At 39.4% G+C, this 13,450-nt stretch carries 16 protein-coding genes; 7 read left to right on the top strand and 9 right to left on the bottom strand.

Going from position 1 to position 13,450, the window contains the following annotated elements; translation table 11 throughout:
• Window positions 1-45: 45 nt before the first annotated feature.
• Window positions 46-675 (bottom strand): 23S rRNA (uridine(2552)-2'-O)-methyltransferase RlmE, encoded by a 630-nt coding sequence (gene rlmE / locus GWJ05_RS00900; protein ID WP_036939360.1) that lies wholly within the window; start codon window positions 673-675, stop codon window positions 46-48.
• Between the two features lie 145 nt (window positions 676-820).
• Between rlmE and yhbY the strand changes: the two genes are divergently transcribed.
• The gene (yhbY, locus tag GWJ05_RS00895; protein WP_036914752.1) at window positions 821-1,114 is read left to right on the top strand and encodes a ribosome assembly RNA-binding protein YhbY; all 294 of its coding nucleotides are present in this window, start codon (window positions 821-823) and stop codon (window positions 1,112-1,114) included.
• A 121-nt stretch (window positions 1,115-1,235) separates the two neighbouring features.
• Here the strand turns inward: yhbY and greA are convergent, their stop codons facing one another.
• On the bottom strand, window positions 1,236-1,712 hold the full coding sequence (gene greA, locus GWJ05_RS00890; protein WP_036939362.1) for a transcription elongation factor GreA: 477 nt from the start codon (window positions 1,710-1,712) through the stop codon (window positions 1,236-1,238).
• 411 nt (window positions 1,713-2,123) lie between these two features.
• Here greA and dacB point away from each other — a divergent pair, with 411 nt between their 5' ends.
• Complete coding sequence (gene dacB, locus GWJ05_RS00885; protein ID WP_036939365.1) at window positions 2,124-3,566, top strand: serine-type D-Ala-D-Ala carboxypeptidase; 1,443 nt, start codon at window positions 2,124-2,126, stop codon at window positions 3,564-3,566.
• A 75-nt stretch (window positions 3,567-3,641) separates the two neighbouring features.
• Here dacB and cgtA read toward each other — a convergent pair whose 3' ends face one another.
• The 3 genes from cgtA to rplU form a co-directional block, all read right to left on the bottom strand.
• The gene (gene cgtA, locus GWJ05_RS00880) at window positions 3,642-4,814 is read right to left on the bottom strand and encodes an Obg family GTPase CgtA (RefSeq protein WP_036939367.1); all 1,173 of its coding nucleotides are present in this window, start codon (window positions 4,812-4,814) and stop codon (window positions 3,642-3,644) included.
• Between the two features lie 130 nt (window positions 4,815-4,944).
• Window positions 4,945-5,202, bottom strand: a complete 258-nt coding sequence (rpmA, locus tag GWJ05_RS00875; RefSeq protein ID WP_006535706.1) for a 50S ribosomal protein L27 — start codon at window positions 5,200-5,202, stop codon at window positions 4,945-4,947.
• Window positions 5,203-5,221: 19 nt separating this feature from the next.
• A complete protein-coding gene (rplU, locus tag GWJ05_RS00870; RefSeq protein WP_036939370.1) occupies window positions 5,222-5,530 on the bottom strand; it encodes a 50S ribosomal protein L21 in 309 nt (102 codons plus the stop codon).
• A 263-nt stretch (window positions 5,531-5,793) separates the two neighbouring features.
• On the opposite strand from rplU, the gene ispB reads away from it, so the two are divergent.
• Window positions 5,794-6,765 (top strand): octaprenyl diphosphate synthase, encoded by a 972-nt coding sequence (gene ispB, locus GWJ05_RS00865; protein WP_036939373.1) that lies wholly within the window; start codon window positions 5,794-5,796, stop codon window positions 6,763-6,765.
• A gap of 49 nt (window positions 6,766-6,814) precedes the next feature.
• On the opposite strand, the gene GWJ05_RS00860 is transcribed toward ispB, so the two are convergent.
• Together GWJ05_RS00860 and GWJ05_RS00855 are read right to left on the bottom strand one after the other, a co-directional pair.
• The gene (locus GWJ05_RS00860) at window positions 6,815-7,231 is read right to left on the bottom strand and encodes a DNA-binding protein (RefSeq protein WP_036939375.1); all 417 of its coding nucleotides are present in this window, start codon (window positions 7,229-7,231) and stop codon (window positions 6,815-6,817) included.
• 82 nt (window positions 7,232-7,313) lie between these two features.
• Complete coding sequence (locus tag GWJ05_RS00855) at window positions 7,314-7,664, bottom strand: DNA-binding protein (protein ID WP_036939379.1); 351 nt, start codon at window positions 7,662-7,664, stop codon at window positions 7,314-7,316.
• A gap of 186 nt (window positions 7,665-7,850) precedes the next feature.
• Between GWJ05_RS00855 and GWJ05_RS00850 the strand changes: the two genes are divergently transcribed.
• Window positions 7,851-8,117: a helix-turn-helix domain-containing protein gene (locus tag GWJ05_RS00850; protein ID WP_036939382.1), complete on the top strand. Its 267-nt coding sequence runs from the start codon at window positions 7,851-7,853 to the stop codon at window positions 8,115-8,117.
• 101 nt (window positions 8,118-8,218) lie between these two features.
• On the opposite strand, the gene mdh is transcribed toward GWJ05_RS00850, so the two are convergent.
• Window positions 8,219-9,157 carry a malate dehydrogenase gene (gene mdh, locus GWJ05_RS00845; RefSeq protein ID WP_036939384.1) on the bottom strand — a complete coding sequence of 313 codons (939 nt, stop codon included), beginning with the start codon at window positions 9,155-9,157 and terminating at the stop codon, window positions 8,219-8,221.
• A gap of 446 nt (window positions 9,158-9,603) precedes the next feature.
• On the opposite strand from mdh, the gene argR reads away from it, so the two are divergent.
• On the top strand, window positions 9,604-10,074 hold the full coding sequence (gene argR / locus GWJ05_RS00840) for a transcriptional regulator ArgR (RefSeq protein WP_006535714.1): 471 nt from the start codon (window positions 9,604-9,606) through the stop codon (window positions 10,072-10,074).
• A 63-nt stretch (window positions 10,075-10,137) separates the two neighbouring features.
• Here argR and mpl read toward each other — a convergent pair whose 3' ends face one another.
• On the bottom strand, window positions 10,138-11,517 hold the full coding sequence (gene mpl, locus GWJ05_RS00835; protein WP_036939386.1) for a UDP-N-acetylmuramate:L-alanyl-gamma-D-glutamyl-meso-diaminopimelate ligase: 1,380 nt from the start codon (window positions 11,515-11,517) through the stop codon (window positions 10,138-10,140).
• 165 nt (window positions 11,518-11,682) lie between these two features.
• Between mpl and fbp the strand changes: the two genes are divergently transcribed.
• On the top strand, window positions 11,683-12,690 hold the full coding sequence (fbp, locus tag GWJ05_RS00830; RefSeq protein ID WP_036939388.1) for a class 1 fructose-bisphosphatase: 1,008 nt from the start codon (window positions 11,683-11,685) through the stop codon (window positions 12,688-12,690).
• A 199-nt stretch (window positions 12,691-12,889) separates the two neighbouring features.
• On the top strand, window positions 12,890-13,417 hold the full coding sequence (ppa, locus tag GWJ05_RS00825) for an inorganic diphosphatase (RefSeq protein WP_036939391.1): 528 nt from the start codon (window positions 12,890-12,892) through the stop codon (window positions 13,415-13,417).
• The last annotated feature ends 33 nt before the right edge of the window (window positions 13,418-13,450 follow it).

Raw genomic sequence — 13,450 nt, 5'->3', positions numbered from 1 at the left:
GATTAACCTCATATTACAACTGTGTTAACAAATAGCTTTAGGGTACTAAAGTTTACGCCCTGTGGCTACAATATATACCTCACGAGAACGAGACCGCGAAGCGTCTGGTTTACGAACTTTCACTTTCGTAAACAGGGAGCGTATTTGCCCCAGGTATTCATCAAAGCCTTCTCCCTGAAACACTTTGACAATAAAACTTCCCCCGGGAGCCAGTACATCACGACACATATCAAGCGCTAACTCTACTAAATACATGGATCGAGGGATATCGACCGCGGGTGTGCCGCTCATGTTTGGAGCCATGTCAGACATGACAACCTGGACTTTATTTTCACCTACTCTATCAAGCAATGCCTTCAACACAAGTTCATCACGAAAATCGCCTTGAAGGAAATCGACTCCGACTATAGGATCCATAGGTAAAAGGTCACATGCGATGATTCGACCTTTGCTTCCTAATTGCTGTACAACATACTGAGACCACCCACCAGGAGCAGCTCCTAAATCGACAACGGTCATACCTGGTTTAAAAATATTGTCACTTTGCTGAATTTCTTCCAGTTTAAACCAAGCACGAGAGCGAAACCCTTTTTTCTTTGCTTGCTGAACATATTTATCACTAAAATGTTCTTGTAACCAGCGGCTAGAGCTTGCCGAACGTTTCTTATTGGCCATTGTGTTTTCCAACTATCATACACTTAGCTATCAAAATTTTTACTCTTTCACTCATTTAACCTCGTCGTAACGACATTTTATGGTGATAAGTGAGAGATGGCGTTAGAATAGTGAGTTTTCAATCCCAACAAAGCAAAAATTAATGATGACTCTTAACAAAAAACAAATTCAACACCTGAAAGGGCTCGCTCATCACCTGAATCCCGTCGTTATGATTGGTAACAACGGATTGACTGAAGGCGTTCTTGCAGAAATTGAACTCGCTCTGGCACACCATGAGCTTATCAAAGTCAAAATCGCAGGCGAAGATCGAGATGTTAAAAACTTGATCGTGGCAGCGATTGTACGCGAAAGCGGTGCACAGAATGTACAAGTAATCGGAAAAATTCTTGTTCTTTATCGTCCTTCAGAAGCACGCAAGATTATTTTACCGAAATAATACTTGTATCTTTATATAAAAATGCCATAACTAACTCTATGGCAAAAAAGGCCTTTTAAGGCCTTTTTTATATTACCACAGGATAGCAGACTAGTTTTCTATAGAAACGTAAAATTATAAATTAAATGTATTCTACGTTTAAAACTTCGTACTCAACTTGCCCACCCGGAGTTGTAATAACCACGACATCATCTAACTCTTTACCAATTAATCCACGCGCAATCGGTGAATTTACAGAAATTAAATTAGCTTTAATGTTCGCTTCATCATCACCCACAATACGGTAAGTCTGCTCTTCTTCAGTTTCAACGTTTAACAATGTCACTGTTGAACCAAAAATAATACGACCATTGTTATTCATCTTAGTAATATCAATAACTTGAGCATTTGATAATTTAGCTTCAATTTCTTGTACTCGTCCTTCACAGAAACCTTGTTGCTCTCTTGCTGCATGATATTCTGCATTTTCTTTTAAGTCTCCGTGCTCGCGTGCTTCTGCAATAGCAGCGATAATTTCGGGACGACGAACATTTTTTAAATACTCCAGTTCTTCACGTAATTTTTCTGCACCAAGAACTGTCATTGGGATCTGATTCATGTGTTAATACCTCAATACTATTCCTAATAAAAAATAGGTATCATCCTGATTTTTTATACTAACAACACAGAGAAAAGGATCTATTTACTCTTCTCAAGACAAAAAAAGACACAGGCAACCTTAAATTGGGCCTGTCTCTACATATATTCGGTGAATTAGGAAAGACGTTTATTCCCTTATTCATGTTGTTGGGAAGTAAACTTTAGCTCCCCCATACTTAAAACTAAATCTAACACAACAGACGCATTGCTTCACGCCTTATCTCTCTTTATAAATCAATAAACAGATATTTTCTGATAATGCAGTAATCACTCGGTATATCGTTTACTTTTGCCCTCATTGCCCTTTAGTATTAGTCTCTGGCAATCAATACTGTAACGTTATCACGCTATAGTCACGGACAGAGAAATTATGCGCTTATTATCAACATTCCGACGGATACTTTACACATTAAGTATCATCAGTTTTTCAACCCAAGCAATATCCGTTGAAAACTACATTGAGCATCTCCCTGAAGGAACACAAGTGGGTTTGATTACTCAACCTGTGGGCGCAACGTCTCCTAACCTCAATTATCATGCAGATCAATTAGCGCTTCCTGCCAGTACTCAAAAAGTTGTTACCGCCTTAGCCGCATTACTTCAATTAGGTGGTGATTATCAATTTACCACGACAATGGAGACGGAAGGTAAAATAAAAAACGATCAACTTAACGGAGATTTGATCTTTCGTTTCAGTGGTGATCCAACATTAACTCGCCAACAGTTAAGAGGAATGGTCGCAGTATTAAAACAATCTGGTATTACTAAAGTTCATGGTGATTTACTGATTGATACATCTGCTTTTTCAAGTCATGACAAAGCGCCAGGTTGGGTTTGGAATGATATGACTCAATGTTTTAGTGCCCCCCCTAGTGCCGCAATTGTTGATAAAAACTGTTTTTCTGTCTTATTGCAAAGTGGCAATAAAGATGGCGATATTGCCACAATACGCAAAGCTTCATTTTATCCTGTCACCGTTTTAAGCGAAGTTGAAACTTATGAGAAAGGCTCCACTCGCACCCGTTTTTGTGAATTAGATGTCACTGTCCGTGACTTAAATACCTATGTAATAACAGGTTGCATCCCTAAACGTGACGATGCAGTGCCTTTAATGTTTTCAATTCAAGACGGTGCGCATTGGGCTGGTACGATTTTAAAAGAAGAATTACAAAGATCCAATATTGAACTTGATGGTTATATAAAACGTCGTTCTCAAGTTAAAGCACCCGTTACAGTATTGGCGCAAACACAATCTAAACCCTTACATAACTTACTTACGACAATGTTAAAAGAATCTGACAATATGATTGCAGATACTGTATTTAGAACCATTGGGCGTGAATATTATGGTGTTGCCGGAACATGGCGTTCAGGTGCAGAAGCAACTCGCGCGATTTTAAAACAAAAAGCAGGAATTGATTTAGGCAATACAGTCATGGTTGATGGTTCGGGCCTTTCACGTCATAACCTCATTTCACCGGCAACAATGATGCAAGTCCTTCAATATATTGGCCAACATGATAATGAACTCAACTTTATGACTATGCTTCCCCTTGCTGGGCATGATGGAACATTACAATATCGTGGTGGCTTTCATGAAGCAGGCGTAGATGGCAAAGTTTCTGCCAAAACAGGTTCATTAAAAGGGGTTTATAATCTTGCTGGATTTATGACAACAGCAAATGGGCAAAAAGTTGCTTTTGTTCAGTATGTCTCATCCTATTCACCACCGACGAAAAATCGTAATGCAGGGCGAGCCTATTTAATACGCTTTGAAACTAATCTGTATAAAGATATGTACAATAACCGTTAAATTTACAATATTGAGATAAAAGAAAACGCCTGATCAATCAGGCGTTTTCTTATTTTTTCATGATAAGAATGAAAGTTAACGTTGGTAGATAAACTCTATACCATCATCATCTTCTTCATCCCAATCATCATCGTCATCATCTTCGAAATCAGGATTTTCAAGCTGTTCTTTGTGATAATCATCCCACATAAAGTCAACTTTTCCTGGCTCTGTAACTGTCGCCACTAAATCTTGTTCACGTGGCGTCACGTTCAAGAATTCCATGATGTTCCAGCAAAGTTTTTTCACACCTTCTTGGTTGATAGCCGCTATCATGTAATAGTTTTCATCCCAACCCAGTGCTTCAACAATCGCTTTTGCCTTCTCTTTTGCTTCTTCTGCATCAAGAAGATCCACTTTATTGAACACTAACCAACGCGGTTTTTGTGCTAATTTTTCGCTGTATTTCTCTAATTCAGAGACAATAATTTTTGCATTCTCAACAGGATCTGATCCGTCAATAGGATCAATATCGATCAAGTGCAATAACACACGACAGCGTTCTAAATGTTTTAAGAATTGGATCCCAAGACCTGCACCATCAGCAGCGCCTTCAATTAATCCAGGAATATCAGCAACAACAAAGCTTTGGTGATTATCCATACGTACCACACCTAAGCTCGGCACTAAGGTGGTAAAAGGATAATCGGCAACTTTAGGTTTTGCCGCAGATACTGCACGAATAAACGTTGATTTACCCGCATTCGGCATGCCTAACATCCCAACATCGGCTAATAACATTAGCTCTAAGAGAACTTCACGAGATTCACCCGGCGTTCCCATAGTACGTTGGCGTGGAGCACGGTTAACCGAAGATTTAAAGCGAGTATTACCTAAACCGTGAAAGCCGCCTTTAGCAACCATCTGTTTTTGGCCGTGAACAGTTAAGTCAGCAATGATTTCATTGGTGGCTAAATCACGGACACGCGTTCCAACCGGAACACTAATTGTAATGTCTTGACCACGCTTACCTGTGCAGTCACGGCTGTGACCATTTTCACCACGCTCAGCGCGATAAGATTTTGTAAAACGGTAATCAATCAGGGTATTTAGGTTTTCGTCTGCAATCATGTAGACGTCACCACCATCACCACCATCACCACCGTCTGGTCCGCCATTAGGGATATATTTTTCGCGACGAAAGCTCACACAGCCGTTACCACCATCACCCGCGACGATCAGGATCTTGGCCTCATCAACAAATTTCATGATTTTACTCCGTATAGTAGCCATTAACGTGCTGGATGGCCGAAATTACCCAGAGATGGCCTTTTTTAAATATAAAAAGCCCCGCAACAGATTTGCAGGGCTTTTGACTCGGTGATTAAAGGACCGGTAATTATTCAGCTTCGATGCTGATAAATTTACGGTTGTTTGGACCTTTAACTTCGAACTTAATTTTTCCGTCAGCTAATGCAAACAGGGTGTGGTCACGACCACAACCAACGTTAGTACCTGCATGGAACTTAGTACCACGTTGACGAACGATGATGCTACCTGCTAATACAGCTTCACCACCGAAACGTTTAACACCCAGACGTTTTGCTTCGGAATCACGACCGTTACGAGTCGAGCCGCCAGCCTTTTTATGTGCCATTGAACTACTCTCCTAAACCTTAAGCGATACCAGTGATTTTAACATCAGTAAACCACTGACGGTGGCCCTGTTGTTTACGGCTATGTTTACGACGACGGAACTTAACAATCTTAACTTTCTCGCCACGACCGTGAGCAACCACTTCCGCTTTAACTTTAACGCCCGCAAGAATTGGAGCGCCAATTTGAATGTCATCGCCATTAGCGACCATCATTACAGTGTCAAACTCGATTGTTTCGCCAGTAGCTACTTCAAGTTTCTCTAAACGAATAGTTTGACCTTCGCTGACTCGGTGTTGTTTACCACCACTTTGGAAAACCGCGTACATATAAACTCCGCTTTCCGCACACTCCCAATATGTATAATTTGAGTGCACAATTAAAATATTCACATAGGGCGCGAATTCTACGCAAATTTAGTGCCGATGACAAGTACAGATCGCAAACTAGCGTTAAAAAAAAGAGTTTTTTATGCGATATTTATTTCAGCCATTTTTAAAGTACAATCTAAATTATAAGAGAGTAAAATCTATGGCATGATCATTTTTTATTAATAATAACGCGCTCATTGGCGAGCCAAAGTCGAAAAAACATGAATTTAGAATCTATTATAAAACTAACATCCGCTGATATGGCTGCGGTAAATGAGGCAATCCTTTACCAGCTTAATTCAGATGTTTCTTTGATAAACCAACTTGGTTACTACATCATTAGTGGTGGAGGTAAAAGGATCCGACCAATGATCGCCGTGCTCACTGGACGAGCGTTGGACTATCAAGGTGACAAACATATCTCGGTCGCAGCGCTTATCGAGTTTATTCATACAGCAACGTTATTACATGATGATGTTGTTGATGAATCTGATATGCGCAGAGGAAAACAAACGGCAAATGCCGTCTTTGGAAATGCAGCAAGTGTACTTGTTGGTGACTTTATTTATACACGATCTTTTCAGATGATGACGGATCTTGATTCAATGCGTGTATTAAAGTTAATGTCTAGCGCCACCAATGTGATCGCTGAAGGTGAAGTCTTACAATTAATGAATTGTAACGATCCTAACATTTCTGAAGATGACTATATGCAAGTTATCTACAGCAAAACAGCGCGCCTATTCGAAGCAGCATCTCATGCGTCAGCAATCCTCGCTGGCGCAACGTCTGAGCAAGAAAAAGCATTCCAAGACTATGGACGTTACCTTGGGACCGCTTTCCAGCTCATTGACGATCTACTTGATTATGATGCAGACAATAACCAGTTGGGTAAAAACACAGGCGATGATCTTGATGAGGGCAAACCTACGTTGCCATTACTCCATGCCATGCATAACGGTAATGAAGAAGAATCTCAGTTAATTCGCCAAGCTATTGAGCAAGGTAATGGTCGCCATTTATTGGATACCGTTTTAAATACCATGAAGCAAAGTGGCTCTTTGGAATATACCCGCCAAAAAGCAGAAGAAGAAGCAGACAAAGCAATTGAAGCTTTATCTATTATACCTGATTCACCTTATAAAGAAGCGCTGATTGGGCTTGCTCACGTGGCTGTACAACGTCAATCGTAATCCTAATGGCACTACCCCATTAATAGTACAGTAAAGCCCGCCAGAGCGACTATGTCGACTCTGGTGGGTTTTTTAATTTATTGAGCACTTCTTCATTTTCTCGCTCAATGGCATCTTGATTATCGGCATCAATATAACTAATGAGTTTTGCTAGCCCTTCACGAAGCACGAACTTCACAATTTTTTCACGTTCTGATTTAGTTAATTGATAATATGCCTCAACCCAAATTAAAAAAGCATCCTGGCGCTTTGATAAATACTCAGCAGGAGGTTCATGTGCGGCTAATACACCAATCACCTCATCAGGCAAACTTTTCACTGAATACTCTACAGCTTTCCCTTGAACGCCACGTTTACGGCGGTTTTCCCAGCCTTCACGACGAGCCATCAAGTTAACTCCCTGCGGTGAGTTAGGTAACCCCGCAAGCCCCACTAATTCTTTCGCTGTATACCATTCTTTTTTCATGATCTCATCTCACATTCAACTAAGAGGTTAATCAGATAGATATCTGTTGCGGATAACGCAATAATAGATTCTTTAAAATCGTTTAATCATTGACGACTTTTTCTAAAAAACTTCTAATACCTTCCCGCAATATCAGCTCTGTTAATGTTTTTTGTTCACCATCATTTAGTTGTTGGAATGCTTTCACCCAGATAACGAGTGGCTCCTCTTTTTTATTTAGTTTGTAATGTGCTAATGGTTCATAAAGTTCCAGAGCAATTAGAGTTTCATCTGGTAAACAAGAATAATGATATTCAACACCACTACCTTGCTTATTCTTTATCTTTTGTTTTTGCCAAAATTCACGTTTAGCTTTTGCGTTTACACCTTGTGGTGATTTAGGTAATCCACCTATACCCGTCAATTCCTTTGCCGTATACCACTCTTTTTTCATTATGTTTCTCTAAAATTGTTATCAACTTCAAAAAAGAAATTATTAAGAAAAAAATCAGAAATATTTTTAGAAAAATAATGTTATTTTATTTTCTAAATAATCAGTTTAAATGCTTTAAGACATTTCTAATAAACTGTTATTTATACCACTAACACAGCAATTAATTTTATAGAAAAAGGATTAAAAATGATTTCAAGGAAATCTGATTGGCATCCTGCCGATATTATTGCCGCACTTAGGAAACGAGGAACAACACTTGCTGCCATCTCTCGTCAAGCAGGGTTAAGCTCTTCAACACTCGCTAATGCACTGTCACGCCCTTGGCCTAAAGGAGAAAAAATCATTGCTGATTATCTTAATGTTGCTCCTTCTGAAATTTGGCCAAGCCGTTATTTTCATCCTGAAACAGGAGAATTACTTGAACGAAAGATTCGTGACAAAACTAATAATTAACTAATAATTACATACATTATAATTAATAAAAAAAACCGCTGATACTATATCAGCGGTTTTTATTTAAATTTGCATTATTTTTATAGCAAAAAAGTATTTCTTTATTTATTAATAAATTCTTCACCAAGAATTATATCTTTTTTCAATACATCTAACATGCCATTAAGAGATTGTTTTTCAAAATCACTTAATTTACCAATAGATAAATATTCCTCTACACCGTTTTTGCCTAAAAGAATAGGTTGTGCAAAGAAACGGGCATATTCTCCGTCGCCTTCTGTATAGGTGCATTCAATAACATTTTTCTCGCCATTTAAAGCGCGAATTAATGAAAGACCAAAACGCGCTGCGGCTTGTCCCATTGATAATGTTGCTGATCCACCACCTGCTTTCGCTTCTACAACTTCAGTACCTGCATTTTGGATACGTTTTGTCAGCGCTGACACTTCATCATCCGTAAATGAGACCCCATCAACTTGAGAAAGCAGAGGAAGAATAGTGACACCAGAGTGCCCACCAATGACAGGAACATTGGTTTTCTGAGGATCTTGGCCTTTTAATTCAGCAACAAAAGTATTAGCACGAATGATATCTAGGGTCGTAATACCAAAAAGACGTTTTTTATCGTAAACACCCGCTTTTTTCAGTACTTCAGCAGCGATAGCAACTGTTGTATTCACTGGGTTAGTAATGATACCAATCAGTGCCTTAGGGCAATTTTGTGCTACTTTTTCAATTAAATTACGGACAATACCGGCATTCACATTGAAAAGATCAGAACGATCCATGCCTGGTTTACGAGCAACACCCGCAGAAATCAGAACAACATCAGCGCCTTTTAATGCAGGAGAAGGATCTTCACCAGCAAAACCTTTTACCGTCACTTGAGTTGGGATATGGCTTAAGTCAGCTGCGACGCCCGGTGTGACGGGAGCGATATCATATAAAGAGAGTTCACTACCAGCTGGAAGCTGGTTTTTAAGAAGAAGTGCCAGTGCCTGACCAATACCACCCGCTGCACCGAGAACTGCTACTTTCATTCTGATACTCCTTAGTTACAAGATAGTGGAACGCCTTAGAGAGATTCACTATTACGCAATACACCTTTTAAAAAACAATTATTTAACAGCAATATTGCATAATAAGGCATTTACAGTGGAAAATAATACTTTGGTTATTCTAAACAAATTGCTTATCTGTTAATGAGATAGTGGGCACTCTTTTGATAAATAATTCCAATAAATTGGGCAAAATGTTAAGTGGGTCTATCTCCTTATGACAATCATTTAAGCTTATCATTTAGTTAACAAATATTTTACTTCCCTTAAGTTACCACATTCAAAGTCGGTAAATGAAACTTTTTTGTAGTACATTCTACTTTACAATTTTCCGTAAATTATCTCTTACCTTTCATCGTCTTTTGTTGCATAAAAATTCACTTCTCCGCATAATACGCGGGTTATTGATAACTCACTAAAGGTGAACTATGCGCGTTCCTTCTAAGCAAGAAGACTTGGTTAAAGCGTTTAAAGCCCTGCTGAAAGAAGAAAAATTCAGTTCACAAGGCGAGATTGTGACTGCATTACAAGAAGCTGGATTTGATAATATTAATCAGTCCAAAATCTCTCGTATGCTAACAAAATTTGGTGCAGTAAGAACCCGTAACGCCAAAATGGAAATGGTATATTGCCTACCCACTGAACTTGGCGTACCGACAGCAAGTAGCCCATTAAAAAATCTAGTACTTGATATTGACCATAACCATTCGGTTGTAGTGATAAGAACGAGTCCAGGTGCGGCTCAACTTATTGCACGTTTATTAGATTCATTAGGCAAAGCAGAAGGGATCCTCGGCAGTATTGCGGGTGATGACACCATATTTTCAACACCTGCACCCGGGTTTTCAACAGAAGAGTTGCGAGATGCAATCCTAAACCTGTTTGATCAGGAATTATAATCGCTTTTCCATAGCGTCCAAAAATAAGCCACTAAACAGTCAGTGGCTTATTTTTATTTATTATTAATACTGATTCTCTGAGCCTTTAGGCTGCGCTAATTTTTTAAGCAGTTTTTCATGTATCCCACCAAAACCGCCATTACTCATAATTAAAATATGATCACCCGCTTGCGCTTCTTTCGCAATCATATCCACTAATGTATCAAGATCGGTACTCCAGCGCGCTGGTTGCACACAATGCTCCGCGATATCACTTACTAACCATTGAATATTCGGTGGCTGGAATAAAAACACCTCATCAGCTCGACCTAATGCGGGAGCGATATCATCCTTACTAATACCCATTTTCATCGTATTTGAACGGGGCTCTAACACCGCAATAATACGTGCAGTTCCACCAACTTTACTGCGCAATGCTTCAAGCGTTGCCAAAATCGCCGTAGGATGATGTGCAAAGTCGTCATAAACACTCACTTGGTTAACTTCACCACGTAATTCTAAACGACGACGCGCATTAACAAACTTATCTAATGCTTCACACGCATCTGAGGGTAAAACACCAACATGATGCGCAGCAACTATTGCCATTAAGCCATTTTGCATGTTGTGTTCACCAGAAAGCCCCCAACACACTTCTCCAACGCTTTCACCTTTATGAAATACCTCAAAATGGCGACTATCATTAGTGAGTTTTTTGGCCTGCCAATCGCCTGTTTCACCCGTGAATTCTTGTTCACTCCAACATCCCATTCCAATGGTCTGTTTTAAATTCATGTCGTTATCAGGCATGATGATTTTTCCACTACCCGGAACGATACGAACTAAATGATGGAATTGTTTTTGAATTGCCGCTAAATCATCAAAAATATCGGCATGATCAAATTCAAGGTTATTTAAAATCAGTGTTCGAGGAGAATAATGTACAAATTTAGAACGCTTATCAAAGAAAGCGCTATCATACTCATCAGCTTCAATCACAAAGAAAGGGCTTTCACCTAATTGTGCTGAAACTTGGAAATTACCAGGTACACCACCAATTAAAAAACCGGGTTTATAGCCACAATCTTCTAAAACCCAAGCTAACATACCCGCCGTTGTTGTTTTGCCATGGGTTCCTGCGACCGCTAATACCCAACGCTCAGGTAAAATATAATCGTGTAACCATTGAGGACCTGAAGTATAAGGTAGACCTTTTTCAAGTACAGCTTCAACACAAGGGTTTCCTCGTGTCATGGCATTACCAATAATGACCATGTCAGGAGCAGGTTCTAATTGTTTAGGGTCATATCCCTCAATCAGTTCAATTCCCTGATTTTCTAATAAGGTACTCATCGGTGGATAGACATTAGCATCAGAGCCTGTGACTTTATGTCCCTTTGCTCGAGCTAAGATGGCAAGACTTCCCATAAAGGTGCCACAAATACCAAGAATATGAATGTGCATGAATTTCTGTCCAATAGCATGAAGTTGGTCACTATTCTAACGATCAAAAAGCAGATAAGGAACGGATTAACCTTTGAATCATTCGATTCTTTGGCTAAACTTGCCACCACCAAGGAGATTTTCCTCCTTTTTTTACTTTACCCACTCACATTCAGGACCTGCGTCATGAAAACATTAGGCGAATTTATCGTCGAGAAACAACAAGATTTTCCCCATGCAACTGGCGAACTTACGGCATTACTTTCGGCTATTAAGCTTGGGGCTAAAATTATCCACCGTGATATTAATAAAGCAGGGTTAGTCGATATTCTGGGTACTAACGGGGTTTCTAATGTTCAAGGTGAAGCCCAGATGAAACTGGATCTTTACGCGAATGAGAAACTCAAAGCAGCATTAAAAGCACGTGGTGAAGTTGCGGGTATCGGATCAGAAGAAGAAGACGATATTGTTATCTTTGAAGGTGATCGCGCTGAAAATGCTAAGTATGTTGTACTAATGGACCCTTTAGATGGTTCGTCGAATATTGATGTAAACGTTTCCGTCGGCACAATTTTCTCTATTTACCACCGTATTACGCCTATTGGCCAACCTGTAACGTTAGATGACTTCTTACAACCGGGTCATCGTCAAGTTGCTGCGGGTTATGTCGTTTATGGCTCATCAACCATGTTAGTTTATACAACAGGTTGTGGTGTTCATGCCTTTACTTATGATCCATCTTTAGGTGTCTTCTGCCTATCTCATGAAAGTGTACATTTCCCACCAACAGGAAATATGTACTCGATCAATGAAGGCAACTACATCAAATTCCCATTAGGTGTCAAAAAATACATCAAGTATTGCCAAGAACAAGATGCTGCAACTAATCGCCCTTATACCACGCGTTATATTGGTTCTTTAGTCGCTGATTTTCACCGTAATTTACTAAAAGGGGGAATTTATATCTATCCAAGCACTGCGAGCCATCCTACTGGTAAATTGCGTTTACTCTATGAATGTAACCCAATGGCGTTTTTAGCAGAACAAGCTGGTGGTAAAGCAAGTAATGGTAAAGAACGTATTCTAGATATTGAACCCAAAGAGCTTCACCAACGTATGCCTTTCTTTGTCGGTACTAAATCGATGGTTGAGCAAGCTGAAAGTTTTATGGCGCAATATCCAGACGAAGAATAATTCATTGGTCTAGCATCAATATAGATAAACCGGGCTTCTTTTTCGTCCGGTTTTTTCATCTTTGAAAATAGGGCTTCTTTTTATTTACTGCTTATTCTTACGTCATAACGCAACATGTTCGGCAAAAAACGGGTATTGTTAAAAACTTTTCGCTATACTACAGGCCACGTAAAATTAATTTTTTTATAGGAAATTTTTTATGAGCCTGAATCATGTTCCTGCTGGTAAAGAACTACCAGAAGATATCTATGTTGTTATTGAAATCCCAGCAAATGCTGATCCTATCAAATACGAAGTTGACAAAGAAAGTGGCGCACTGTTTGTTGACCGTTTTATGTCAACTGCCATGTTCTACCCATGCAACTACGGTTACATTAACAACACATTATCTTTAGATGGTGATCCAGTAGACGTTCTGGTTCCAACGCCATACCCATTACAACCAGGTTCCGTTATTCGTTGTCGTCCTGTTGGCGTACTAAAAATGACTGACGAATCAGGTGAAGATGCAAAACTAGTTGCAGTGCCACACACTAAACTGAGCAAAGAATACGATCACATTAAAGATGTGACTGACCTACCAGAACTGTTAAAAGCACAGATCAAACATTTCTTTGAACACTACAAAGATTTAGAAACTGGCAAATGGGTTAAAGTTGACGGTTGGGAAGGTGTAGAAGCCGCTAAAGCTGAAATTCTGTCTTCTTTCGAACGCGCGAAAAAATAATTTTAATGCTATCAGAATAACTTACTGATAAAA

Origin of the sequence: Proteus sp. G2626 (assembly GCF_009915985.1) — a bacterium.
Classification (GTDB): domain Bacteria; phylum Pseudomonadota; class Gammaproteobacteria; order Enterobacterales; family Enterobacteriaceae; genus Proteus; species Proteus vulgaris.
Note: the sequence above shows the minus strand (reverse complement) of the source record. Positions and strands in the feature narration are given on the sequence as shown.